The organism is Brevibacillus choshinensis (assembly GCF_001420695.1).
GTDB classification, from domain to species: Bacteria; Bacillota; Bacilli; order Brevibacillales; family Brevibacillaceae; genus Brevibacillus; species Brevibacillus choshinensis.
Genome location: NZ_LJJB01000010.1, coordinates 1,132,631 through 1,158,598, shown reverse-complemented (window position 1 = coordinate 1,158,598; position 25,968 = coordinate 1,132,631). Strand labels below are relative to the sequence as shown.

The 25,968-nt window shown below is 48.8% G+C and carries 23 protein-coding genes, 3 pseudogenes and 1 riboswitch (1 of these 27 running past the window's edge); of the genes and pseudogenes, 21 read left to right on the top strand and 5 right to left on the bottom strand.

Features of this window, described 5'->3' with window-relative positions; all coding sequences use genetic code 11:
- Positions 1–3: 3 nt before the first annotated feature.
- The 10 genes and pseudogenes from AN963_RS15710 (at position 4) to AN963_RS15675 (ending at position 10,210) form a co-directional block, all read left to right on the top strand.
- On the top strand, positions 4–855 hold the full coding sequence (locus AN963_RS15710; RefSeq protein ID WP_055745488.1) for a hypothetical protein: 852 nt from the start codon (positions 4–6) through the stop codon (positions 853–855).
- Between the two features lie 26 nt (positions 856–881).
- Positions 882–1,502: an NAD(P)/FAD-dependent oxidoreductase gene (locus AN963_RS15705; protein WP_055745487.1), complete on the top strand. Its 621-nt coding sequence runs from the start codon at positions 882–884 to the stop codon at positions 1,500–1,502.
- Positions 1,503–1,567: 65 nt separating this feature from the next.
- Positions 1,568–1,912, top strand: a complete 345-nt coding sequence (locus tag AN963_RS32580) for a heterocycloanthracin/sonorensin family bacteriocin (protein WP_152985675.1) — start codon at positions 1,568–1,570, stop codon at positions 1,910–1,912.
- A 135-nt stretch (positions 1,913–2,047) separates the two neighbouring features.
- On the top strand, positions 2,048–3,949 hold the full coding sequence (locus AN963_RS15695) for a putative thiazole-containing bacteriocin maturation protein (protein WP_055745485.1): 1,902 nt from the start codon (positions 2,048–2,050) through the stop codon (positions 3,947–3,949).
- A complete protein-coding gene (locus AN963_RS15690; RefSeq protein ID WP_055745484.1) occupies positions 3,946–5,889 on the top strand; it encodes a TOMM precursor leader peptide-binding protein in 1,944 nt (647 codons plus the stop codon). Before AN963_RS15695 ends, AN963_RS15690 begins: the two co-directional genes overlap by 4 nt.
- Before the next feature lie 22 nt (positions 5,890–5,911).
- Positions 5,912–7,495, top strand: a complete 1,584-nt coding sequence (locus AN963_RS15685; protein ID WP_055745483.1) for a SagB family peptide dehydrogenase — start codon at positions 5,912–5,914, stop codon at positions 7,493–7,495.
- A 116-nt stretch (positions 7,496–7,611) separates the two neighbouring features.
- Positions 7,612–7,719 (top strand): YHYH domain-containing protein, encoded by a 108-nt coding sequence (locus AN963_RS30910; protein WP_152985674.1) that lies wholly within the window; start codon positions 7,612–7,614, stop codon positions 7,717–7,719.
- Positions 7,720–7,876: 157 nt separating this feature from the next.
- Positions 7,877–8,134, top strand: a pseudogene (locus AN963_RS15680) (VOC family protein); the annotation flags it as partial.
- A gap of 104 nt (positions 8,135–8,238) precedes the next feature.
- Positions 8,239–8,388, top strand: a complete 150-nt coding sequence (locus AN963_RS31965) for a hypothetical protein (RefSeq protein WP_236707994.1) — start codon at positions 8,239–8,241, stop codon at positions 8,386–8,388.
- A gap of 193 nt (positions 8,389–8,581) precedes the next feature.
- Entirely contained in the window at positions 8,582–10,210 is a 1,629-nt protein-coding gene (locus AN963_RS15675; protein WP_055745482.1) for an ABC-F family ATP-binding cassette domain-containing protein, read from the top strand.
- A 381-nt stretch (positions 10,211–10,591) separates the two neighbouring features.
- Here AN963_RS15675 and AN963_RS31960 read toward each other — a convergent pair.
- From AN963_RS31960 to AN963_RS31210, 3 genes and pseudogenes are all read right to left on the bottom strand, one after another.
- Positions 10,592–10,879, bottom strand: a pseudogene (locus AN963_RS31960) (DUF6262 family protein); the annotation flags it as partial.
- A 408-nt stretch (positions 10,880–11,287) separates the two neighbouring features.
- The gene (locus AN963_RS15670) at positions 11,288–12,238 is read right to left on the bottom strand and encodes a hypothetical protein (protein ID WP_055745481.1); all 951 of its coding nucleotides are present in this window, start codon (positions 12,236–12,238) and stop codon (positions 11,288–11,290) included.
- A 103-nt stretch (positions 12,239–12,341) separates the two neighbouring features.
- Positions 12,342–12,482 carry a hypothetical protein gene (locus AN963_RS31210; RefSeq protein WP_161827290.1) on the bottom strand — a complete coding sequence of 47 codons (141 nt, stop codon included), beginning with the start codon at positions 12,480–12,482 and terminating at the stop codon, positions 12,342–12,344.
- Between the two features lie 302 nt (positions 12,483–12,784).
- Here AN963_RS31210 and AN963_RS15665 point away from each other — a divergent pair, with 302 nt between their 5' ends.
- Entirely contained in the window at positions 12,785–13,345 is a 561-nt protein-coding gene (locus AN963_RS15665; RefSeq protein ID WP_055745480.1) for an NADPH-dependent FMN reductase, read from the top strand.
- A 44-nt stretch (positions 13,346–13,389) separates the two neighbouring features.
- Here the strand turns inward: AN963_RS15665 and AN963_RS15660 are convergent, their stop codons facing one another.
- Positions 13,390–14,640, bottom strand: a complete 1,251-nt coding sequence (locus AN963_RS15660; protein ID WP_055745479.1) for an ATP-binding protein — start codon at positions 14,638–14,640, stop codon at positions 13,390–13,392.
- A 190-nt stretch (positions 14,641–14,830) separates the two neighbouring features.
- Positions 14,831–14,949, top strand: a riboswitch (SAM riboswitch).
- Positions 14,950–15,057: 108 nt separating this feature from the next.
- Between AN963_RS15660 and AN963_RS15655 the strand changes: the two genes are divergently transcribed.
- The 7 genes from AN963_RS15655 (at position 15,058) to AN963_RS15625 (ending at position 21,620) form a co-directional block, all read left to right on the top strand.
- On the top strand, positions 15,058–16,077 hold the full coding sequence (locus tag AN963_RS15655) for a sugar ABC transporter substrate-binding protein (protein ID WP_055745478.1): 1,020 nt from the start codon (positions 15,058–15,060) through the stop codon (positions 16,075–16,077).
- A 72-nt stretch (positions 16,078–16,149) separates the two neighbouring features.
- The gene (locus AN963_RS15650) at positions 16,150–17,640 is read left to right on the top strand and encodes a sugar ABC transporter ATP-binding protein (RefSeq protein ID WP_055745477.1); all 1,491 of its coding nucleotides are present in this window, start codon (positions 16,150–16,152) and stop codon (positions 17,638–17,640) included.
- A 1-nt stretch (position 17,641) separates the two neighbouring features.
- Positions 17,642–18,640: an ABC transporter permease gene (locus AN963_RS15645; protein ID WP_055745476.1), complete on the top strand. Its 999-nt coding sequence runs from the start codon at positions 17,642–17,644 to the stop codon at positions 18,638–18,640.
- Positions 18,641–18,796: 156 nt separating this feature from the next.
- Positions 18,797–19,594, top strand: coding sequence for an alpha/beta fold hydrolase (locus AN963_RS15640; protein ID WP_055745475.1), 798 nt, complete (start codon positions 18,797–18,799; stop codon positions 19,592–19,594).
- A gap of 122 nt (positions 19,595–19,716) precedes the next feature.
- The gene (locus AN963_RS15635; protein ID WP_055745474.1) at positions 19,717–20,379 is read left to right on the top strand and encodes a TetR/AcrR family transcriptional regulator; all 663 of its coding nucleotides are present in this window, start codon (positions 19,717–19,719) and stop codon (positions 20,377–20,379) included.
- Positions 20,380–20,620: 241 nt separating this feature from the next.
- Entirely contained in the window at positions 20,621–21,364 is a 744-nt protein-coding gene (gene map / locus AN963_RS15630; RefSeq protein WP_055745473.1) for a type I methionyl aminopeptidase, read from the top strand.
- 58 nt (positions 21,365–21,422) lie between these two features.
- Complete coding sequence (locus AN963_RS15625; protein ID WP_055745472.1) at positions 21,423–21,620, top strand: acetyl-CoA carboxylase biotin carboxyl carrier protein subunit; 198 nt, start codon at positions 21,423–21,425, stop codon at positions 21,618–21,620.
- A gap of 110 nt (positions 21,621–21,730) precedes the next feature.
- On the opposite strand, the gene AN963_RS31205 is transcribed toward AN963_RS15625, so the two are convergent.
- Complete coding sequence (locus AN963_RS31205) at positions 21,731–21,895, bottom strand: hypothetical protein (protein ID WP_161827289.1); 165 nt, start codon at positions 21,893–21,895, stop codon at positions 21,731–21,733.
- A 176-nt stretch (positions 21,896–22,071) separates the two neighbouring features.
- Here AN963_RS31205 and AN963_RS15620 point away from each other — a divergent pair, with 176 nt between their 5' ends.
- The 3 genes and pseudogenes from AN963_RS15620 to AN963_RS15610 form a co-directional block, all read left to right on the top strand.
- Positions 22,072–23,484 carry a sigma-54 interaction domain-containing protein gene (locus AN963_RS15620; RefSeq protein WP_055745471.1) on the top strand — a complete coding sequence of 471 codons (1,413 nt, stop codon included), beginning with the start codon at positions 22,072–22,074 and terminating at the stop codon, positions 23,482–23,484.
- Positions 23,485–23,669: 185 nt separating this feature from the next.
- Positions 23,670–24,933, top strand: a pseudogene (locus AN963_RS15615) (CitMHS family transporter).
- A gap of 10 nt (positions 24,934–24,943) precedes the next feature.
- Positions 24,944–25,968, top strand: partial view of an acyclic terpene utilization AtuA family protein gene (locus tag AN963_RS15610; protein ID WP_055745470.1) — the 5' portion only. 292 nt of this gene lie beyond the right edge of the window; 1,025 of the gene's 1,317 nt are visible here — the first part of the coding sequence; its start codon is at positions 24,944–24,946; its stop codon lies beyond the right edge, outside the window.

Sequence of the window (25,968 nt, the reverse complement as noted above, 5' to 3'; positions counted from 1 at the left end):
GCGATGAAGAAAAGAATGACGATGATTGCCGGAGCATTGACTTTCACCTTGCTACTAGCGGGATGTGGTAGCACCGAAGAAGCGAACCAGATGGGCAGCCACGGAACAAATCATACCCAGGGAGAAAGTCACGCAGGACACAATCCTGCACAAACGGCCCCTGCGGATAACCTCAAAGCTTCGTTTACCTTTGCCACAGGGAGTGCAAAAGCAAAGGAAGAAACGGAAGTTCACGTGCAAATCAGCGATCAGAATGGGACGCCCGTAAACGAATTTGAGATCAATCATGAGAAGCTGCTTCATCTGATCATGGTCAGTGACGACCTCTCGTCTTTTAGCCACATCCATCCCGAATTCAAAGGAGACGGCAAGTTCGCCGTACAAACTTCCTTTCCGAGTGGTGGGAAATACAAGATGTTCGCGGACTTCAAACCAGCCGGCGGATCTGGAACAACATTGAGTGAATGGATGAATGTGGAGGGAACTGCAGCTGAGAGAACGGCTATCACGCCGGATGCGAAGCTGATTAAAGAAGTGGACGGTAAAGAAATAGAGCTGTCCTTGAGCAATGCGAAAGCTAACGAAGAGGTCACCTTGACCTATGAGATTCGCGATGGGATTACCAAAAACGGAATTCAGGACCTGGAGCCATATCTGGGTGCAGTCGGGCACGTCGTCATTCTCTCAGCAGATGCAGAACAGTATTTGCACGTGCATCCTTTGGATGAAAAAGCGTCGGGACCAAAAGCACAATTTGCGACCTCGTTCCCGCATAGCGGCATCTATAAAATCTGGGGACAATTTCAACATAAAGGCAAAGTCATTACAGTACCTTTCGTAGTTGAAGTCAAATAACAACAAAAGGAGAGAGGCGAAGTCGTATGGGAGAGATACGAAAAATGGCCGTTGCTCCAGCGATTCAGGCCGGGGGAAGTCTCTTTACACCTGAGCAGCTTTCAATCATCGGTGCGGTGACAGGTCCAGATGCCAAAATAGAAATGACGTCCTTCAAGCAGCTGTATCTGGAAGTACCGGCTGAACGATATGAGGCAATCAAAGAAGAATTCGAACGTGGTGGACTTGAAGTGTATCCGACGGGTTTTGCGACGAAAAGCCTGATCGCTTGTCAATTTTGCAAAGGAGCGGAAGAGGCAGGACTAGAAACCGCTCGCAGGATCAATCAGGCGATCGCAGGGATTGAGACACCGACCCCAATCAAAATCGGGTATGCGGGGTGTGCTCTGGGCACGAGCGAGCCTTTGTTAAAAGATATCGGGATCGTCAAAATGCGAGAAACCTTTGACATCTACGTGGGTGGAGAACCCAAAGGTCTGAAAGCATCCTTGGCGAAACTGCTTGTATCAGGATTGCAGGAGGAAGCGCTGATACCGATCTTGACCAAGATCATCAATCATTACAAGCAGCATGCGAAAGGGAAAGAAAAATTCAGCAAGTTCGTTGATCGTATGAGTCTGGAGCGATTGAAGAAGCTGGCCAGCTAAAAAATAGGCGCATGAACCAGTAACCACATATAGCCCATGTTTCATACACCTATGGTATAACGTCGATGGGTATTCGCGTACGTGACGTATGTACCCGTTCGTTGATGCTGGAGGTAGAAAACATGGATGATTTCAAAAATGAGCTCAAAAAGTTAAAGGTGGATAAAGTAAGAGGGGGAGAAGTAAAGCCTTGGGAAAGTGCTAACCAAAATGATGCGGTGATGGTCCGCGGAAGATGTGGCGGTCGCTGTGGTGGAGGCAGGTGCCACAACTGCTCGTGCAGCTGTTCCTGCAGTTGTAGTTGTAGTTGTAGTTGCAGTTGCAGTTGTAGTTGTAGTTGTAGTTGCAGTTGTAGTTGCAGTTGTTCTTGCAGCTGCTTCTTCTCTTGCTTCTTCATTTGCTTTGTCTAGTATTCAGCCCCTGCCAAGGCAAAATGTGCCGGCGGGGGCCTTTCTCTTTAAGAACTGGCATGACGGACAAATAGCCTTACATAAGATTACGATGAAAGCGATCGAGGAAAACGGCTTACGGTTAGGAGGAGTGACATGACAAATTTGGCCTCTTCTATGCGTCTGAAGGTAAAAAGGGACACGTTTTTTCTCCCTGACCCGGAGGGCAGCGTGTATTTCCGGAACAACGTAGGCTCGTTTCGTATGGAAGGAAGCATGATCGATCAGTGGGTAGAACAGCTGTTGCCCATGTTTAATGGGGAGCACACGCTGGAAGAGCTGACAGATGGATTACCGGACGAATACCGTGATCAGGTGTTTGACATTGCACGGAGCTTATACCAAAACGGGTTTGTCCAAGATGTAAGCCAAGACCGGCCCCATCATTTGCCGGAGAAGGTTCTCGACCAGTATGGCCCGCAAATCGAATTTCTGAGTAATTTGGCTGATTCGGGTGCGTACCGTTTTATGGGCTATCGACAGTCAAAAGTAGTAGCAGTAGGGTCTGGCTCATTCTTTGTCTCATTGGTAGCGTCGCTGTTGGACTCTGGCTTACCCAAGTTCCACATGCTGATCACAGATGCTGCGCCAACGAATCGACAGCGGATAGAGGAGCTTGCTGCACATGCTCGGAAAATGGACCCGGAAGTGGCGATCGAGGAGCTGGCGATGCCACAGAAGAACGGTAGCTTTTGGCGGGAGGCAGTGCAGCCATTTGATGCCATTCTGTACGTGTCACAGACGGGGGATATCGAAGAATTACGATTGCTTCAAACGATTTGCAAAGAGGAAGGCAAGATGTTACTACCTGCTGTCATGCTGGAACAGGTAGGTCTTGCAGGGCCACTAGTCGATCCGAACTCCGAGGGATGTTGGGAGTCGGCATGGAGGCGGATCCACCAAACTGCGTTAGGAAAGGAACAGCAAGTCCAGCCCTTCTCTGCAACAGCAGCAGCGATGCTGGCGAATGTAGTCGTTTTTGAATGGTTCAAAGCCGTTGCGGCCGTGACCGAGTCGGAATTGCGAAACCGGATCTTCCTGCTTAATGGGGAGACGTTGGAGGGGAGCTGGCATTCCTTTACACCGCATCCGTTCGTGACAGGGCAAACGCAAGGGAAATGGATAGAGGATTTTGAACAGCAGTTGGATTTGACTGCAACAAAACAGGAGGCAAGCGGGCTGATCTCTTACTTCAGCACGCTGACATCGGCCACAACAGGAATTTTTCATCGGTTGGATGAGGAGGACTTGATTCAGCTTCCGTTGGCCCAATGCTTGATTCAGGTACCTGACCCGTTGTCGGAGGGACCGGCAAAGCTATTGCCCGAGATGGTCTGCTCAGGTCTGACCCATGAGGAGGCGCGAAAAGAAGCAGGGCTGGCTGGTATCGAGTCGTACGTTGCGCGCATGGCGGGGGGAGTCGGTGTCGGAGCGGGTGAAACAGTAGCGGAGGGTATTTGCCGGGCATTGCAACAGTGCTTGTCAGAGGAGCTGAGCAAACAACTACAGGACGAAGAGCCTACGGTTATTCCGATTGTGCTGAGTCAGGTAGAGGATCAGCGTTGTCAATATTATGTGCAAGCTTTGACTGCTATGCAAGAGGCTCCAAAGGTTGGTCTGGGAGCAAACGTGCTCGGATTTCCCGTTGTCTGGGTCGGGACGAATGAATGCTGGTATGGAAGTGTTGGCTTGAACGTCACCTTGGCATTGCGTAAATCGCTGCAACGGGCCCTCTTGCAGAAGCAAAATCAAACAGAATACTTCACTCCGCAGGTCGAGAAGGCTTTTACGGTACAGGTGCAAGAAAATGAGCCGCAAAGCCTAGTCATTTCGGCGTTTGAAGAGGAGGGACACCCAGAGCTTTTGGAGTCTTCCTTGCAGGTTTTAAAACAGAATGGCATGCGGCTCGTCTTATGCGATTTGGCGCTGGAGTCCTTTTTGAAAGAGGAGCTGGCAGGGGTGTTTGGTGCATTGCTGCGAGAGGAGGAATCTCGTTGAGCGCGGTAGTGATGGTGGTGGGCGCTGGGCAGTTGGCTGATCTTGTGTGCAAAGAGTTGGCTGGCCACTACGTCGTTGTTCGTCAGACCGAATGGAAGACAGGCGTTCCAAAAGAGACGGATCTGGCTCTCGTCTTGCACGATAACTGGCAGCCTTTTGTTCATATGGAGGCGGAAAAAATGTTGCAGTCAGCCGGTGTCCCTTGGCTGCGGGGCTTCGTTTCTTTTGGCGAAGGAGTAATCGGACCGCTGGTGCGTCCCGGGATACCGGGTTGCTCTCAATGCGGGGATATGCGGACACTCATGGCGGGTCATGACCGAAAAGAAATGTGGGAGATGCATCAAAGGCTACGCGAAAATGGAGGAACGCCGAAGGACGTGTGGGCCACGCAGAACGGGCTTTTGCAAATGTCTCATCTGCTCGTGGCTCAGACGCAGAAGATCTTGCGAGGGGATCCTTCTCTGGCGGAAGGGCATTTGTATTTGCTCAACCTGAAATCGCTAAAAAGCTCTCGGCATTTTATTTTGCCTGATCCGACGTGCAAGGTGTGTGGTCATTTTCCGGAGGACACTTCGGAAGCAGCACGCATTTCGTTGCAGCCTAGTCCGAAGATCAGCCCCTACAGCTATCGCTGCCGTTCCATGGATGATCTGAAAAAAGTGCTGAACCAAGATTATCTGGACTACAGGACAGGCTTTTTAAATGGAAAAATACGAGACCTCGTGTCCCCTTTTGCGGATGTGAGCGTGAATCTGCCGTTGTTTCGGGGAGACGAACCTACAGCGGGACGGACGCATTCGTTTGCAGAGAGTGAAATGACTGCGATATTAGAGGGCCTGGAGAGGTATTGTGGCATGTCACCTCGTGGGAAGCGGACGGTGATTCGTGATACCTTTCGCAACCTCAGGGATCAAGCATTGGATCCCAACACAGTCGGACTGCACACAAAGGAACAGTATGAGATGCCTCGTTATCCATTCAAACCATTTGATCCAGACCGCACCATGAGCTGGGTATGGGGGTATTCGTTTTTGCAGGAACGCCCGATTTTGGTGCCGGAGCTTCTTGCGTATTACAGCCTAGGCTACGGAGATGGATTTGTCTTCGAGACTTCCAACGGATGTGCACTCGGTGGGAGCTTGGAGGAGGCGATTTTCTACGGCATTTTGGAGGTGGTCGAGCGCGATTCCTTCCTGATGACGTGGTACGCGAATTTAGCTCTCCCACGTCTTGATCCTTATTCCACTCATGACCATGAATTGCGCTTGATGCTCGACCGACTGAAAGCAGTAGCTGGATACGAGATTCATTTGTTTAATGCGACGATGGAAAACGGGATTCCGAGTGTGTGGACGCTGGCGAAGAATACGAAAGAACAGGGGCTCAATGTGATTTGCGCGGGTGGAGCACATCCTGACCCGATACGAGCAGTGAAAAGCTCGATCTACGAGGTGGCGGCGATGCTGCTGACACTAAACGATAAATTTGAGGCAAATCGGGAAGAGTACGTGCAAATGTTCCATGATTCGTCTCGAGTACGGAAGATGGATGACCACTCCATGTTGTACGCTCTGCCCGAAGCGGAGGAACGTCTACAATTTCTCCTCGATGATCAGCGGCCATTGCGTACATTCGCAGATGAATTCAAAGCTTGGGAGTGGAATCACGATTTAACGGATGACCTCAGGGTGATTCTTCAGAAATTTAAGCAATTGAATGTAGATGTCGTTGTGGTAGATCAGACGACGCCTGAAATCTTGCGGAACGGACTGCATTGCGTAAAAGTGCTCATTCCAGGGATGCTGCCCATGACGTTTGGACACCATCTGACTCGTGTGACCGGACTGGATCGGGTATTGCGAGTGCCGATGGAATTAGGGTATGTGACAAAGCCATTAACATCTGAAGAGCTCAATCCACACCCGCATCCGTTTCCATAAGTCGTGACGAGGAGGGAACAGGATGAGCCTAGAGGCATTTTTGCACGAATTGCATTTCGTCACAGACAAGGCCAAACCCGTGGAATACGAGGTGGATTGGGAAGACGCGCCGCTGTCCTACAAGCTCTACAGAGGCTTGCCTGCGATTCCGCTCTCCTCTGAAGTACCGCTGACACTAGAGGATCGAGTCGTGCCAGCAAAGCCTGACCTGTACGAGCTGGGGCATTTTCTCTGGTACGTATTTGGGCTTACTCAATTTAGTCAATCCGGAATGGAATTGGACCCGTTGGGGAACGTTTATGGACCGCCGATGCAGTCGTCTCGGCGGTTCGTTCCCTCGGGGGGCGGGCTGTATCCGAGCGAATTGTACGTCTACCTGAAAACGGAGCAGTCTTGCGGCATTTATCATTATGATGTGGCGCACCATCGACTCGTGCTGCTGAGAGAAGGTAATTTTGATTCGTATGTGGCGCGAGCACTTGGCAATCGCTGTGACATTTCCCGTTGCTTTGCTACCGTTTTCGTCTCGACGATGTATTGGAAAAACTACTTTAAATACCACAACTTTGCCTATCGTCTGCAAGGATTGGATGCGGGTGTTGTCATCGGTCAGCTGCTGGAGGTGGCCAAACGGTTTGGCTACGAGGCGGGGGTGTACTTTCAGTTTCTTGATCAGGCGGTCCATCATTTGTTAGGGGTATCTGAACAAGAGGAAGGTGTCTATGCGGTCATTCCTCTGTCGGTAGAACCGGGGATCGAATGGTTTGCGAACAGCAAGGAGACAGAAAGGTATATCTCTTCCGCTGAATTGTGCGAGGAGTTGGAGGCTGTTGCGCACGAGCACTACGTCCGGTCACGCAAGGTAAAAGAGTATCCGATGCTGATATGCATGAACGAAGCGTCCCGATTCGATTCAACCCGGCAGTTCAGGTCGATTGGAAAAGAGAAGAGCGATCGGGATGATCGGAGCCATGTGGTAGCACTTCCACCCGTCAAAAGGCTGTCGTATGATTTTGCCTCCGTCTGCAGGAAACGGTATTCCCCGGAACGCGATTTCGTATTGGGCAAGGTGGGCCAAGAGCAGCTAGCTGCTTTGTTGCACGAGGTGGCTATGTCTTTTCCTTATCGCAATGATCTTGATGCAGAAAGGGAGGAGCCCGAGTCACGTGTCTCCCTGTATGGATGCTTGTACAATGTGGAAGGCATCACCGATGGTGCCTATCACTACAATTGTGCTGCTCATGCTCTGCAGTCGGTACGTCATGGAGATCATCGGCTCTGGCTGCAGTACGCAATGTCACTTGGCAATGTGAATCTGATTCAAGTACCGATGTGCTTTCATGTGGCTGGAGATCATGATCATCTCATTACGGCCTTGGGGTATAGAGGCTATCGCGTGCAACAGATGGAAGCGGGAATGCTCGTGCAGCGATTGCTTGTGGCAGCCACTGCCTTGGGGTGGGGGGGACATCCATTGCTCGGGTATGATGTGAACGCCGCTGATGAGCTCTACCAGATGGCTCCAAAGGGGAAAACGAGTTTGATACAAATTCCCGTGGGGGCGTATCGTCATCGCCCGCGGTTGCATGGGAGCTTGTATAGCTAGTCGCCTCCATGTGAGGTGACTTCTTTTTTGTTTAGCAGTAAGTGGAGTGGGAATATCCTTTTTTTATACAAATTTAGTAAAGTAGTGCTAGATAATCTTGTGTGAGGAGGATTGCGATGAAATACTTCTATCGTTTCATTTTGGCCTGTTCGATTTTGGTGATCCCTTTCAGCGTAGCGGATGCCCATCCGGGACGGACCGATAAAAACGGGGGACATACTTAAATCAAGACTAAGTTGAAAAAATAATAGAAAAATCACAGGTTCTTACTTTATAAATATATACACATCGTAAGAGTAGCTTTCCCTTAGCCCAAAACCATTCCAAAAAGAACCTCCCTAATGTATAAGGGAGGTAAAATTTTGAAGTAATTATTTTTTTGGCTTGATCGATAGCCGCTACGCACCTGATGGTTCGGCAAACGGCCGCCCGGGCGGTGCTGTCGTGTACTGGCACGTCGACGAAGTAACAGCAACTTTCGAGAATCTGCTGTCTATGGGAGCGAAAGAGTACGAGGCACCCACAGAGCGCGGTCAGGGGTTCGTTACTGCCTCCGTGGTTGATCCCTTTGGGAACATCCTAGGCATTATGTACAATCGGCACTATTTGGAGGTTCTGGGTTCAACCGGAAAGGCGTGACTCAGCTAGATAGGATTGGTGCCGAGGCTTGATTTTTTATCTTTTATCGCCTATTGTTAAGAGGGTTAAGTATTTATCTTAATCTGAGAAAGGAGGCTAAAGTGATGTACACTGTTTTCGCGAATGCACCGCAATTGGTAAAATCACCTATTTTGCTTGGGGATTTGCTTGCAATGGGACCAGTCTGCCCTTTTTTAGGCAAGCAAATTTCATATCGAAAACAGGTGCCGGTACTTTTAGCCTACTTCCAGTAACATTTGCAACATAAATTTACTATGATTGCAGATTTCGTTCATACAACGTAAATGAAGACGCCGGTATTATTCGGCGTCTTTTTTGCGTTCTCAAAAGGAGGAAAACAAGATGAAATTGTTCTTATGGATTCCAGGTTGGCGAAATGGTGATGAAAGGATGGGATTCTACTATATCAGGAAAGAGTGATCGTACATGTTACTGCAACTAAATGAAATCAGCAAAAGCTACGGGGGCACGCCGATGCTCTCTGGAGTGTCTATGAAGATTGAAACAAGTGAACGGATTGGTCTGATCGGGGTGAATGGCGCCGGAAAATCTACCCTTCTACAGATCATTGCAGGTGAACTCCCTTATGACCGAGGAGATGTTTATCTCGCAAAGGGCGCAAAAATCGGCTATTTACGCCAAAATAGCGGGCTGGAATTGGACAATACGATTGGAAAAGAAATGCGCGGTGTTTTCACCGATATGCTCCAGGTAGAAAAAGAGTTAAGAGAGCTGGAAGGACAAATGAGCGACCCTGCATGGATGGCGGATGCCAAGAAATATGAAGAAACGATGAGGCGCTACGCTGCAAAAGCGGATTGGTTCTTGCAGAATGGCGGCTATGAAATCGAGGCAAAAATCCGAGGAATTCTCCATGGGATGGGCTTTGGGAGCTTTTCGCAAGATACCCCGATCCATACGCTAAGCGGAGGCCAGAAAACAAGACTGGCACTTGCAAAGACGCTGCTCAGTGAACCGGATCTGCTGATATTGGACGAGCCGACCAATCACTTGGATTTTGAGACTCTGACATGGCTGGAAGGGTATTTACGCTCATATCCCGGCGCGATCCTCGTCGTTTCACACGACCGGTACTTTCTGGACTCGCTCGTCACGGTCATTTATGAACTGGAAAGAAACGAAGCCCGACGCTACACAGGTAATTACTCCAAGTACGTGATCGAGAAGGAGAAAAATCGAGAAATTCACGCTAAGAAGTACGCCATGCAACAAGAACAGATCGCCAAGATGGAGGAATATGTTGAGCGACATATTGTCCGTGCCACCTCTGCGAAAAGCGCAAAAAACAAACGCAAGCAGCTGGATCGATTAGAGAGGATAGACAAGCCTCTCGGGGACTTAAAGCGGACAAAGCTGTCGTTTGATATCGGGAAAACATCTCACAAAGAAGTATTGCAAGTTCGCGATCTCGAGATCTGTTTCGGAGAAAGCAACGATCGCAAACCGTTGCTGAAGAATATTAGTTTTCAACTGCGCCGAGGCGAAAAGGTCGCTCTCATCGGTCCCAACGGTATTGGGAAGTCAACGCTGTTAAAGACTATCATCGGCGAATTCTTGCCGGACAGCGGAGAAGTAGTCTGGGGAAAGGAGGTGACGACCGGATATTACGACCAGGAGCAATCTTCCCTGCAACTCCATGCAACGATTCTGGACGAGGTGTGGAGTCATTTCCCCCAGATCGAAGAGGCTCGGATTCGGAGAGTGCTCGGAAACTTTCTGTTTTCGGGTGAGGATGTAATCAAGAAAATAGCTTCGCTCAGCGGCGGTGAAAAAGCACGTGTCGCGCTGTCCAAGCTCATGCTGGCAGAAGCGAATGTCATGGTGCTGGACGAGCCGACAAACCATCTGGATTTATCCAGTAAGGAAGTTTTGGAGTCCACGCTGACGAAGTATGAAGGCACCCTTCTTTTCATATCCCATGACCGGTATTTCCTTAACAAACTGGCGGACAAAATCGTGGAGCTTCATTCAGATGGCGCTATCGTCTATGAGGGAAATTATGAAAGCTACGTGGAGTCCAAAAAACGAAAGTAGCACCATCCTATTATTAATCAATCATACAGAACGCCTTCCTACTGGTAGATCGGCTTCAAAACCTGCGCGGGATCAGGCTAAATCATTATTTTCGCGGAACATTATCTACTTTTGCAGGAGCCACTCATCATTGAACTAAGGGTTCGTTAGTTCAATAACAACAGCGGCAGTCTAAGACTTTATTTTCAGGTCTTAGGTCGCCGCTGTATCATTTATTGGGTTCAGTCTAAAACTTTATTTTCAAAGAACATATATCCAACTTAATCCATATATTTAAATAGCTGAATAGTTAGTATAGAACCAACTACATATATGATAAATTCTTTAGACCGAATAGATGTAGCGAATTGACCTTTTCACAAATTACGTTTGCGCTAAAAATTACATCTGTTCGAATAATTTAGCGTGAAGTCGCACGTTTTCTATTTTTAGTTGCTTATTCAAGAGTTCTAGTTCTTTTATTCGTTCTCGCATTACTTCAAGCAATGCATCCTTACTTTCGTCCCGCATAATGTGTTTTAAATTCTTTGATAATGATACCTGTTGCTGCTGGCTACGAAGCATTTCTATTCTATTGCGGAAATCAGGGGAATTATATAAATAAGATTTAGACACACCTGACTGGTTGGACACGGTATTGAAGTTAATCCGCTCTTTTTTCTTTATTAATTGCTTAAGAGCAAGTTCGACCTATTCAGATGTATCTATGCTTTTTTTGTGTGCCAGGGCTACAATTGCATCAGTTGATCGTATGTGTTTCATTTAAGACATCCCGGTCTCCTTATTTATTTGGGCATCAAACAATATTTTTTTAGCATTTTCTGAAAACGATTGTAGCTGTCGATCAAGCGTGTCCAAGCTGTTGGTAACGCAATATACGGTGGCACTAATCAGGTTAGGGGCAGCGCAATCAAAGATACGCTCGTCCAAGTGGTAGGGGAGAGCAACGGATTCTATTACGGATCTTCCAAAGATGCAAATGGGAAAAATCTTGTAGGGTTTGTAGCCAAAACAGTAGTGAAGTAAAACGAAAGAAAGCTCCCGGTACCATACCGCGGAGCTTTCCCTATCTAGCAATCAAGGCATCAAATTGAAATGGGCCATCCTCGTCTGCAGCAGTTCTAGTAAAGCACTCCATGCCTTCCCTTGCTCAGATTCTTCCTCCCCAGCGTATTGGTGTTCACTCGGGAAGAGAGAATAGTATGCGCCTAGCTTGTTTTCTCCCAGTTTATTGATAAAAGGATGCTCTAAATAATAAGGGAGCTTCTCCTGCTCTTTGCTAAGAAGGATCACAGTAGCAAGCATCACGTCCTTCTTGGCAGTCGTGTCTTTGAAATAAACGTGCAGGCACGGAGGGTTTCCTTCCTCATTAGTGCATGCGGCAGATTCGAATTTCAGTTGACTCATAGCTTTTTCCGGCAGTTGGATACGATACCCCATGGGGCTGTCGTACGTTTTCATCAAGGTAAAGCTGTCCTCGATGCTTTTTTCGTTGATCGATTCAGGTGTATTCCAGATCCCGACGGATTTTTCAGAGACAGGTCCAAGACCTTGGATGTACCATTGGCTGCCTTGCTGGACGACCGTGACCTCGGCTTGATCTGTACCATATGTCCCCGTAGAAGTCACCAAATCAAATTCCACCTGGAACTTTTGTTCGAGAGGCTGCTCGCCATCTACCTGCAGTCGTTCGATTCGGTACTGTTCGACCCACGGGCTCGACGCTCCCGTGACCCAGTGAAAGCTTTCCATCGATGCTTTGGCCCCTTGCTTTGCATTTTGGGTAAACAGCGCATATTGCAGAGCGCCGTTTCTCATTTGGACAGCTTTTGCCCACAGCTCGACAGTATCCTGCGCTGTAGTTGGGACAATGGCGCTCTCCAGCAGCTTGAGCTGCTCTGCCTGGGAAGTTTGACTGGTGCTCTGCTTTTCCACGGCGAGGGCCGCTGTAGGCTGGCCAGACAGAGGGGCAAACGAGCAAGTCACGAGCCCGATGGCTAGAAGGGACAAGAAATATTTTTTCAGCATTTGTAAATTCCTCTCCTTAGCGCTTAAGTGGCATGGATAGTGCCTTTTTCATTTCATGGATAAAGACGGGGAAAGGGGCTGTTCGTAACAGCCCACAAGATTATTATTTTTTTGGCGTGTATTCGAATTGCAAGAACAGCCCGTTGCTCTCCGCTTGGAAAGTCGTCTTCCCGTTGTCCCAATACTGCGCGTACGTATTGGTCAGCTCTGTTTTTGAAAGGGTACGGCGCAGATCGACCGTCACATTGGAGACACCCACCTCTTTTTTTTCGTCGATCTCCCGGATCTGATCCAGCAGGCTTTCAGGGGGTCAACAACTTCCCATCGCTACTCCAAGAGAGCTAGGAGTTGTTGAGAAGAATCCAACAGCAAAATGAGAAGAGGGAAGAGGAGTAGTCAAAGGGGTGCCGAAAACGTTTTCGGCAGCCTTTATTCTTTTTCAGAAAAGGAAATGCTTTCAATCAGGAACCAAATCCTGTATGATAAACCGTGTGATTACGAAACAAAATATATGAATAAGTTTATTTATTAGGAGGCATATTTATTATGACAGGAAAACCACATATCGTCGGTATTTCTGGAAGTTTGCGTAAAGGCTCTCTGAATACGATGCTGCTTTTGAATGCAAAAGGCTTCTTGCCTGAACATTACACATTCACGCTGGCAGACATTTCACAGCTACCTCACTACAATCAAGATCTCGAAGCAGAACTGCCTGTATCGGTGCTTCAGCTGGTAGAGCTATGTAAATCTGCGGACGGGTTTTTGATCAGCTCTCCAGAGTACAACTGGTCGATTCCAGGTGTTCTGAAAAATGCCCTGGATTGGCTGTCCCGTCAAGCTGTAGGCACACCACTCGCATCGAAACCTGCAGCCATCATGGGAGGAACACCGGGCGGTTTTGGTACTTCCCGCGGACAACTGCATCTGCGTGAGCAAATGTTTGCTCTCAACCTAGACGCGGTAGGTCGCCCAGAGGTTTTGGTTCCTCAGCTTCACACGAAGTTCGACGAGGCTGGTCAGTTTTCCGATGAAATGGGCAGAAAGCTGCTTCAGCAACTGGTAGATAACTTTGTGCAAAAAGTAGAACGCAACGTACAGGCGTAAAAAAAGATAAAAATATCCCCATATCCGCTACAGGGTATGGGGATTTACTCTTGATAGGGAAAGATGATGGAGAATTTCGTACCTACATTTGGCTTGCTGTTCACAGTGACGGTGCCGCCGAACGTGTGGATGACGTGATAGGAATACGTAAGGCCCAGGCCCGTTCCGCTAGATTTTGTGGAAAAGTAGATCGACCCCAAACGCTTCATTTGTCCTTCGTCCATCCCCACCCCGTTGTCTTTGATGACCAGGATCGCTTTGCCTTCCTCGACCATCAGCGAGAGAAACACCCTTCCTTTTCGCACATTGGCACAGGCCTCAATCGCATTTTTGATGAAGTTGACGAGCACTTGCTTGATTTCGTCCGGGTTGGCCATGATCGTGACGGAAGTTTCGGGTGTCCGGACTTCCAGCTCCACATTGTGCAAGATAGCGAAAGGTGACATGACTGCTCGCATGACCTTTAACATGTCCGCGACGTTTACCTGCTCATAACGATTCGTCAGAGGCTTGGAAATGGCCAGATATTCGGAGAGAATCATTTCCGTTCGCTGGATTTCGTCCATACAGATCGTCATGTACTGGGTATTCTTGGTTAAGTCCGTCGGGTTTTCCTGCATCAAGCGCAAGAAGCCTTTTACGGCAGTGAGCGGGTTGCGCACCTCATGAGCGAGTGATGCGGCGACGTGACTCATCGTTTCGATTTTTTCGTTTTGTGCGTGCTTGATGAAAATTTCCTTGTCTGATACTGATTTGCTGAACAGGTACATCAGTATCCAGATGCCGAGAGAATTCTGCAGCGGAATAACGATAAAGTGGTACGTCAGATGTTCGACAAAGTAGTGGGGAAAATACAAATAGGTAAGGGATAGAGCGATGATGGAGAACAACATGCCCGCCATAATCGTGAATAACGTTTTCCGGTGAGTTGTTTTATACGATCGGTACATTAGCAGAGACACCGTAAAGGAAAAAACGGAAATGACCAAGGCGACGACGGACCCTTCGCCCCCCAAATATAACCGGTAAATGACAAACTCGCCAAGCAAAAGAAGACCTGTCTGGATACCACCGTAAACAAGTCCAAAGAACATAATCACATACCGAATGTCAAAAATGACTCCGTCTACGACGCTGGAGGCAAAAGTCATCGCGAGGAACAAGCTGATTGAACTGGTGAAGAGGATGAAACTCCTGCTGTAATTTCTCATCTTGTCTCGGTAGTAAATATTGAACAAAACAAAGGGAATCAGGACAAAGAACATTTGAAGGATGACTTCTTTTATTAGGCTCATCGGGCATCTCCACCGCAGACTGACTCACTATCATTTCCCGATATTTCGACACATGATAGCCTAATCCCTCCCAGAATGTGGGGGGATTTTGTCAGATGAACGCTAAATAAAAAAAGACCTAGTTGACAGGTGCGAATGCATTGATTATAGTCTGTATATAATAAATCAAACGTTTCGAAAATAATAACTACTCTTATCCAGAGAAGGCTGAGGGAATGGCCCTATGAAGCCCGGCAACCTAGCACGTGAGATGTTTCTTGCGCGCCAAGGTGCTAACTCCAACAGGTAGAGGTACCTGACAGATAAGAGGCGGGAAATCGCACTGATTTTAGCCTCTTTCTGATGGAAAGAGGCTTTTCTGATTGGCAAAAAACACGACCTTTTCTACGACGAGTCAATTACAAAGGGGGATCATCCATGAAAAAGAAATTTGGTCTGCTCGTAACATTAGCACTGACAGCTTCTCTCGCTTTGACTGCTTGCGGCAACGGCGGTGGAGCCGGAACAGCTACTCCGAACGGCGCGTCGGGTGAGAAAACAAAGAAAATTGCGTTGATTATGCGTCAAAATGTTGGGACTTTTTCGGCACAGTACATTAACGGGGTCAAGAAAGAAGTGGAGAAGAACGGCGGCGAGCTGACCGTATTCAACGCGGATACCGATCTGGCGAAGATGGCTTCCAACCTGGATGCAGCAGTGAACCAGCATTTCGATGGCATTCTGATTGACCACGGTACAGCAGAAGCTTTGCAACAAGGTGCACAAAAAGCAGTAGACAAAAAGATTCCTGTCGTGCTGTTTGATACGGATATCAAAATTGCAGGTGTACCGACTGTAGCACAGGATGACCAAAAGCTGGCTGAGCTGAGCCTGGAGAAGCTGGCTGCGGACAACGGTAACAAAGGAAACATCGTGAAAATCTGGGTAGCGGGCTTTGCTCCCATGGAAAAACGCCAAATCACGTATGATGCTTTCCTGAAAAAGTACCCTGATATCAAAGAAGTCGCGGCTTTCGGTTCGGCTACCAACAATACCGCCCTGGATACACAATCCCAAATGGAAGCGATCCTGAAGAAGTATCCGAACAAAGGCGACATTACGGCCGTATGGGCAGCATGGGATGAGTTCGGTAAGGGTGCGACACGTGCCATTCAACAAGCTGGACGTACAGAAATCAAAGTCTACTCTATCGACTTGAGCGATGAAGACCTGCAAATGATCCAAGAAGCAAATTCTCCTTGGACGGCAACAGCTGCGGTAGACCCATCCAACATCGGTCGTATCCAGGCTGAGACTGTGTTCAAGAAGATCAAAGGGGAAGAAGTACCAGACAACGTGAACCTGAACCCTGTTCTCGTGAAACAAGAAGATTTGCCAAAGGACAAAAAAGTAACGATGGCTGATCTTTCCCAATATGTACAAGAGTGGGGCAAGTAAGATCGGATAGAATGGTTGGCTATTCCCGTTGAACGCTCAACGGGAATCTTCCTTATCTAGGGGGTGTATAGAGTGTCTACCTTACAAATGCAAGGAATCGAGAAGCAGTTTTCCGGTGTGCCTGCGCTTCGAACCGTTGATTTCGAAGTGAAGGCAGGCGAGGTTCATGCCTTGCTCGGAGCGAATGGGGCGGGGAAAAGCACCCTGATGAAAATTCTAACGGGCGCGTATCAGTTGGACGGCGGTACCATTTCAATCGATGGACAGCCAGTCCGGGTCCAATCCCCACAGGATGCCAAGGCATTGGGAATTCAATGTGTGTATCAGGAAGTCGATACGGCGCTGATCCCCTATCTGAGCGTGGCGGAAAATATTTTGCTGGATCAGCTCGTCCAGGCAAATGGCTCAGGACTGATCAGTTGGCAGCGTCTTTACTCCGAATCGGAGGAGCTGTTGCGCGGGTTCGGGTTCACCATTCCTGTGAAAATGACCGTCGAAGAATGCTCACTGTCGGAAAAACAGCTGATTTTGATTGCGCGAGCGACCGTGCAGAAAGCCAAATTCGTTATTTTTGACGAGCCGACTGCGCCGTTGAGCACCAAGGAAAGCGAGCGGCTGTTTCAGATCATCGACCAGCTGAAAAAAGCGGGAGTCGGAATCATTTATATTTCCCACCGCCTGCCGGAAATCTTTGAGATCTGTGATCGAATCACCATCATGCGTGACGGGCAGCACGTGATTACGACGGAGACGGAACAGACCAACATGGATGAAGTCATCGGTCACATGCTCGGAAAAAGCTTTGCCGAGGAATTCCCGAAAGCAATCGTCCAGATCGGTGAGCCACTCCTCGAGGTGACAGGAGCAAAAGGTGGAAAAGTACGCAACGCCGATCTGACGGTACGCGAAGGGGAGATCGTCGGAGTCGTAGGCTTGGTCGGCGCAGGGAAAACCGAGCTGGCACGCTTGCTGTTCGGAGCAGATGCGGCAGAAGCTGGGGAGATCAAGATAAAAGGATCAGCCGTACGGATTCGCACCCCGAAAGACGCCGTCGACGCGGGAATCGTCCTCGTACCGGAAGAACGACGCAAAGAAGGCATTTTCGTCGAAGAGTCCGTCAAAAACAACCTGTCTGTCGCGACTATTGCCAAATGGTCTCCACTCGGTTTTATCCGCAGTGGAATGGAAACGGCACAGGCAAAGGAGCTGGTCCAGCGTCTGGGTGTCAAGACGGCGGATATTAGCCAGTTGGTTGGCTTCCTCAGCGGGGGGAACCAGCAAAAAGTAGCCATCGGAAAATGGTTGGAAACAGATGCGAGTGTCTTTATGTTCGACGAACCGACCAAAGGAGTCGATATCGGGGCGAAGAGCGATATTTATCGGTTGATCGGGAAGCTAGCCGAACAAAAGAAAGGCGTCCTCTACTTCTCCTGCGAGTTTCAGGAGGTCATCGGGATCTCAGATCGGATTCTCGTCATGTTTGAGGGCAGGATCGTGAAGGAATTGAGTCGTGAGCAGGCTACCCAAGAATTGATTATGTATTACGCAAGCGGAGGTGAGTAATATGGAAGGAAAGAAATTTAGCCTGTTTGATTTTGTATACAAGTACGGAACGGTAGCGGTGATCGTCATCGTCATGCTGTTCTTTAGCCTGACCAACCCGTATTTCTTTACCTATGACAATATTACTGATATTTTACGGTCCATCTCGATTGTGACATTTGTCGCGATTGGTGTGACGTTTTCCTTGATCGTCGGTGGCTTCGACCTCTCAGTGGGGTCCACGGTTTCTTTGACTACAGTCGTAGCTGCTTCCATGATGGTGTGGCACGAGCAAGGTATTTTTATGACACTGATCGTTCCTATTGCACTGAGCTTGTTGGTCGGTCTGATCAATGCGCTGTTAGTGGTGAAAATTCGCATTCCTGATTTGCTCGCGACCTTGGCGATGCTCTATATCGTAAACGGGATTCATATGACATATTCTAAAGGGTATTCCATCTACGCAAACATGCCGATGGAGGATGGCTCGACGGCGCCGGGCAAATTCCAGGAGTGGTTCCTGTGGCTGGGACAAGGGGAAATCGCCTCTGTGCCGGTGCCTGTTATTTTGACGTTCTTGCTCGTGGTCATCACGCATATTTATTTGACCTATACGCGTCAGGGACGGATGCTGTACATGACGGGCGGAAATCTGGAAGCGGCGCGCCTGTCGGGCATTCCGGTTGATCGCTATCGGACGCTTGCTTATGTATTGTCTGCCCTGTTTGCTGGGCTGGGCGGGATGCTTCTCGCTGCGCGGATCGGTACCGGTCAGGTCAGCAGCGGAGGCTCGATGCTGATGGATGCCGTCGCTGCTGCGTTCGTAGGTTTCTCAGTTTTTGGAGCAGGGAAGCCGAACGTCTTTGGTACCTTTGTCGGCGCGATCCTGATCGGGGTGCTGCTGAACGGAATGACAATGCTCAACCTGCCGTACTACGCCTACGATATTATCAAAGGGGTCGTACTGGCACTGGCTTTGGCTGTGACGTACTACCAGCTGCGTCGGAAGAGAAAAGCATAGACTCGGGATGGAAAAGCGAGACTCGGGATGGAAAAGCGAGACTCTTCTATAATAGAAGGGTTTCGCTTTTTTTTTCACCAATACGCCAAATTCATGACAAGACAGCGCTTTCTGCATGCCAAACCCTCCACTATAATACAGGGAGGGGGAATATAAGTGATTCATTATAAGGTATACATACAGAATGAAAATGCAGAGTGGGTGACCTTTGTGCACGGCGCAGGAGGGAGCTCATCCATTTGGTATAAACAGATCAAGCCGTACAAAGAGCATTTCAATATTCTACTGGTGGACCTGCGTGGGCATGGGAAGTCAAAGGATCTCAAACGAAAAGCTTTTGTAGACTACACGTTTTCTGATGTGGGCAAAGATATCGTGGACGTGTTGAATCATTTGCAGATTTCTTCCTCTCATTTTGTGTGCATGTCGCTCGGGACCATCATCGCTCAATCGATTGCAGCGAAATATCCATCCAGGATCAGATCGATGGTGTTGGGGGGTGCAGTGACTCGCTTGAACGTCCGCTCCCAGGTGCTCATCACGCTCGGAAATTTGGTCAAGCATATGGTCCCGTACATGTGGCTGTACCGCCTGTTCGCCTGGGTGATCATGCCCAATGAGCGTCATCGGGAATCGCGCTCTCTTTTTGTGAGGGAAGCGAAAAAGCTGTGCCAAAAGGAGTTCAAGCGCTGGTTCAAACTGACGAGGGGAATCAATCGATTTCTCCATCATTTGCTGGCGGACGAGCCTCCGATCCCGACCCTGTACATCATGGGGGAGGAGGACTACATGTTTCTCCCTGCTGTTCAGGCCCGAGTGAGCCAGAGAAAGTTTTCCCAGCTCCATTTGGTAACGGACTCTGGGCATGTCGTCAACGTCGATCAGCCCGAAGAGTTTAATCGCCTTTCCATCCGGTTCATTCAGGACCAGCAACCAATGGAGCGAGTAGGGTAAAAGCAATCGGATCAAAACCAACCATGCACAGGTTGGTTTTTTCTTCGTCTAAACTCGTTATAATAGGAAGAAAAATCAATTCGCTGTAGGGAAGGCGAAAATGAACAAAGGACGGTACTGGAATGGCAAGAAGAGAAATTCAAGTAAAGCGAATGCTACAGTATTTTGTAGACGCGACGGTACAGCTCATCGAAGAAGAAGGCATCGAGAATGTCAGCGCGCGCAAAATCGGGGATAGGGCAGGCTACACCAGCTCGACGATCTACAATTACTTTGACGAGCTTTCCCATCTGATTTACTTTGCTTCCATGCGTTTTGTAAAAGAATATTTGCAAGAACTCCCGGAATATCTGGAGCGAGGGCAGACGTACGTGGAGAAGTACATCCTTAGCTGGGAGTGTTTTTGCAAGCATTCTTTTGAAAAACCGCAAATCTACTATGCTCTCTATATTGCTGATCTAGGGAAGAGGACGGACGAGATGGTGAATCATTACTTTTCCATTTATTCGAGTGATCTGATCGGCTTTACGGATGAGATCAAGCCGATGCTCTACGACTCGGACCTGACCTCGCGCAGCAAAGCGTTATTGGAGCTGGCTAAAAAAGAACAGGACGTCGATGACCAGACGATTGAGGAAGTCAATGAAATGGCTGTGCTCATCTGGGAAGGGATGATGACGACTGTCCTGAACAAGAGACGAGATATGGAGCCAGGGCAGGCCGCAGAAAAAACGATGAGGTACATCCGTAACATAATGAAAGCGATGGGACAGGGTGCAAGCTAGGAAGTTTTTTCACTTGACCCTTTTTTTCATGGGCTCATAATAGGCTTCTCACTTTTAATGAACGCGTTCATATTTTGAACTTATTAACTCAATCTCGTTTCGGTAAGGGCGGGATTGGTGTGACAAATGAAGGGGAAAACGGATTTCGATTTGTCACCGTTTGCTCTCAGGCGATTTGTATGACGTTTACCAATAAATAGGATATCATGTAGATATTCTTTACACGTGGGAGGATATCTACATGTCCATTCAAAATGAAATGGATTTGATCTGTCTGAAACGAGTCGGCAGGATCGTGGCAGAGGCGAGAGAAGCGATGTTGCAAGCAGTCAAGCTAGGTGTGTCAACAAAAGAACTAGATGAGATCGGAAAAGATGTGTTAACAAAATACGGCGCCCATTCTGCACCGAGGCGAGAGTATGAATTCCCGGGATACACCTGCATCAGTGTCAATCACGTGGTCGCTCACGGCATACCAGATGGCTATCGGCTGAAGGAAGGCGATCTGATCAACATCGACGTGTCAGCGGAGCTCGATGGATACTATGCAGACACGGGGGCATCGATAGTGGTCGGTGAAGGAGATGCCCGCAAGCAAGCACTGTGCAAATGCGCAGAACAGTCATTGTATAAAGCGCTGGCATCGGCTAAGGCGGGATCAAAACTGAGCCAGATTGGGCGCATCGTCCAAAATGAAGCGCGTCGCAACGGTTTTACCGTAGTGAAAAACTTGACGGGGCATGGGATCGGGAAGAGTCTGCATGAGGAACCTACCCATATTCTGAATTACTTTGATAAGTGGGATAAAAGATTACTCACGGATGGTTTGGTGATTGCCGTCGAAACGTTCATCTCGACGGGGACGGAATACGTAAAAGACGGCAAAGATGGCTGGGCGCTGATCACGCCAGATAAAAGCCTGGTAGCTCAGTACGAGCATACGGTTGTCGTGACTAACGGGCAGCCGATCATCTTAACTGCCTAGCCTGGTAAAATGGAAAGCCAGATAAATGCTAGAAGACGAGATTGGGGGAGGAATACGTATGAGTAAAGTAGTAGCAAGCATGGCAGGTAACGTGTGGAAAGTGCTGGTCAAGTCAGGAGACACAGTAGTAGAGGGACAGGATGTGGTGATACTGGAGTCCATGAAGATGGAGATCCCCATCGCCGCTGAAGGGAATGGTACCGTCAAGGAAGTGAAAGTCAATGAAGGAGACGTCCTCATCGAATTGGCAAACTGAAAAATAGTAGAGGGACAGGAAAGAAAACAAGCTGGGGGTCAATGCCAGCTTGTTTTTTTCATTGGAATGTATAATGACAACAACATCTCTATGAGCAGCAGGCAGTTCTGTTAATGATAGTCAAGTAACATCCCATTTCTTATGAATACCCCGTCCACTTCATCGTGCAAGGCGATCATGCCGTCTGGTGTGTCCATCGGGGAAGCCAGAGACGCCCCCAAAACGATAGAGCAAATCGCAGCAGCTATGGCGCCCGCAATAACTAATTCTTTCATGGATAGGTTCCTCCTTCTGGAAGGTTTGTTTGCGAGGATCTCTTCCTTCCGATCTGCTTGTTCCCTTACTATAGATAGTATTTGGTTTCTGGCTTCTATACTAGTCTTTATTTACAGGAGAAAGGTATCTTTGGATGGTACAATTGTAAGTAAGAGATTTGAAAGGAGAGGGTGGAATGCTGCAGCATAACCTCAACCAGGAGCTGGAATGGTTCCAAGCGATCATCCATTCCATCCACGACGGTGTTCTCGTTATTGATCGGGAAGAGATCGTCCGTCTGATCAACCCAGAATATACGCGAATCACAGGTGTACGACCCGAAGTCATTTTAGGTCAACCGCTGCGATCAGTCCGGCCAGGAGCTCAGCTGGCAGACACACTGCGGGATGGAAAGACTCGTGCAGGTATTTATCGTAAAGAAGGAACCACCGAATATGTCGTGGACATGGCCCCGATCCTGCTTCAGGGAGAGATTGTCGGAGCTGTCTCTATCTGCAAGGGACTGACCGAAGTTCACAAGCTCTCTTTGGAGCTGGAGAAAAATAAAGAGAAGCTCCTGCAGCTGGAGAAGGCGATGGGCTCTCTTTACCAGACGAAGTATACCTTTGACCACATCGTAGGAGCACAAAGAGGACTCAAGGACATCGTTCACATCGCCAAAAAAGCAGCCGATTCCAAGCTACCCGTGTTGATTACAGGAGAGAGTGGGACCGGAAAGGAATTGTTCGCCCAATCCATCCACAACGAAAGTAAGAGAGCTCATCGTCCCTTTATCCCGGTGAATTGCGCTGCGATCCCTGCCGCTTTACTCGAAAGCGAGCTGTTTGGCTACGAGGAAGGTTCTTTTACCAACGCGAAAAAGGGTGGGAAGACGGGGCTGTTTGAGATCGCAAATGGAGGAACGATCTTTTTAGATGAGATCGGGGAGCTTCCTTACGATTTACAGGCCAAGCTGTTACGCGTTCTGCAAGAGCGGTCAATTCGAAAGGTAGGGGAAGTCAGGGAGCGCGAGATCGATGTGCGTGTGATTGCTGCCACCAATCGAGACCTCAAGCAGCTGGTCGAGAAAAAGCTTTTTCGTGAGGATCTGTACTATCGCCTGCATGTCCTGTCCATTCATATTCCCGCTTTGCGTGAACGACGGGGAGATATTCCGGAGCTGGTTGCCTCTTTCCTAGGTGCATCCTCCGATCATGGGCAGCCTCGCTTTGTGGTTCAGGAAGAGGCTTTGCAGCTCTTGCAGCAGTACGATTGGCCGGGGAACATTCGGGAGCTGAAAAATACGGTGGATTACAGCATCTGTATGGCGGAAGGTACGCAAATCCAGCTGAACCATTTTCCAGCCTATCTGCAGCAGGTGAAGCGGTCCTTTCCTGACTTTTCCCAAGCTGCACCCAATCCTACTTTACGAGATGTAGTGGATGATGCGGAAAGCAATTGGATACGCGAAACGCTCAAGCAGTTCGGCGAGGATGTAGAGGACCGGAAGAATGCGGCAAACGTACTTGGTATATCTCTGGCCACCCTCTACAACAAGATGCGAAGATACAATCTTTCCTCCTCCAAGGATTCTAAATTTTTAGAATAACATTCTAAAAATGTGTAATGCGAGATTTCCTCAACTGATCAGTGCTTCTGTGCACATATTCCAGATAGCGATTATAAAAAAATAGAATTGCCTTAAAAAGAAAGCGCTTCATAAAAGCGTTTTCTTTTTTGGTATGCGGCTTGCATAACTAGGTAGCGAAAACAAACTAGATGGGAGGGTTGTAGATGTTAGCGTTATTTGGTTTTTTGACGGTTGGACTCTTTCTCGTTTTGATTATGACAAAGCGAGTGTCCGTCATGGTCTCATTAATTCTCGTTCCACTTGTTTTCGCCATCCTCGGCGGGTTTACTCCAGAGATGGGGAAGATGATGCTCGACGGAATCACGAAAGTCGCGCCAACGGGTATCATGGTCGGCTTTGCCGTCCTGTATTTTGGCTTAATGATTGATACGGGTCTGTTTGATCCGTTTATTTCGAGGATGATCAAGCTGGTCAAAGGGGACCCGATGAAGGTCGCGATCGGAACCGCCGTGATCACGATGATTGTGGCATTGGATGGGGATGGGGCATCGACGTTTATGATTACGATTTCCGCCCTGCTGCCGCTCTACAAACGCTTGGGCATGAGCCCTCTCGTCCTATCAGGTATTGTCTGTCTCGGGGCAGGTGTCATGAATATCGCGCCATGGGGCGGACCTACAGCGAGAGCGATGACAGTCCTGCATACAGACTCGGCTCAGTTGTTTAATCCGGTCATACCTGCGATGATCGCGGGCATTATCTGGGTCTTGTTTGCCTCTTATTGGCTTGGCAAAAAGGAGCGTACCCGCCTTGGGATTATCGATCTTAGCGATTCAGAGGCAAACGTACAATTGGGTGCTGAACATACCAAACGCCCACAGCTGTTCTGGTTCAACTTGATGTTGACGATCGTGCTGGTTGTGGCATTGATAAAGGTTTGGCTGCCGCTCCCGGTATTATTCATGATCGCCTTTGCGATCGCACTTTTGATGAATTACCCGAAGCCGCAGGAGCAACAGGAGAGACTGACCAGCCACGCAGGAAACGTGGTCATGGTCATTACGATGATCTTTGCAGCCGGTATTTTTACAGGAATTCTCACGGGGACAAAAATGATCGAAGCGATGGCTACAGCATTGGTCTCCATTATTCCGGATGCACTCGCCGGTTATTTACCTGTACTCGTGGCGATTACGAGCATGCCGCTCAGCTTGGTCTTTACACCGGATGCTTATTATTTTGGCGTTCTGCCGATTCTCAGTGAAACCGCCAGCAATTTTGGCATGGATCCACTGATGATCGGACGTGCAGCGATTTTGGGTCAGATGACGACGGGCTTCCCGCTGAGTCCATTGACAGCGTCGAGTATCGCTGGGCGAGCATCAGCGCTTTATTTTTAAATGGGCATTTGGCACGACCATCGTCATGACCATTGTCGCCCTCGCTACAGGTGCCATTACATTATGAGGTGATCAAAATGTTGAGAATCGGTTCTGGAGCAGGATTCGCCGGGGACAGATTGGAACCCGCCGTCTTACTGGCTGAACAAGGAAAGCTAGATTATCTGGTGCTGGAATGTCTGGCAGAACGCACGATTGCGTTGGCACAAAGGAGAAAGCTGCAAAATCCTGCCTTGGGCTACGATTCCTTGTTGGAAAAACGGTTGGAGCTGCTGTTGCCGATCCTAAAGAAAAACGGTGTGCGGTTAGTGACCAATATGGGTGCAGCCAATCCGGTTGCCGCTGCGGAGAAGATCGTCGAGATTGCCAAACGACAAGGCATTGCAATCAAGGTAGCGGCTGTGACAGGTGACGATGTGTTGGAGCAGATGCATCCCGAGCAGCGAACGCTGGAATCCAATGAGCCATTGTCTGTCTATGGTCAGCTGATTTCAGCCAACGCGTACATCGGAGCGGAGGCGCTCTTACCCGCATTGGAGACGGGGGCTGATATCATTGTTGCTGGACGCGTAGCCGATCCTTCTTTGTTTTTGGCCCCAATGATGCATCACTACGGTTGGTCGTGGCAGGAGCAGGACAAACTGGCGCAAGGTACGGTGATCGGACATCTGCTAGAATGCGCAGGACAAATCACAGGAGGATATTTTGCTGATCCGGGAAAAAAGGATGTGCCAGGACTCGCAGAGCTGGGTTTTCCTTTTGCCGACATCGACCAGGATGGAACAGCGGTTATCTCCAAAATAGAGGGTACAGGTGGAGTCATTCATCTGGGGACCGTGAAAGAACAGCTGCTATACGAGGTCACGAACCCTTATGCCTATCTAACCCCGGATAGCACAGTTGACTTTTCGTCTGTCAGATTGCGGGAGATCTCGCCAAATCGCGTCGAGGTATCCGGAGGAAAGGGCAAAGAGCAACCTGCCACACTCAAGGTAAGTGTCGGGTATCACGCAGGCTTTATTGGGGAAGGGGAGATTTCCTATGGAGGCTCTCATGCACGTGCCAGAGCGCAGCTAGCCGGAGAAGTCATATGTGAACGATT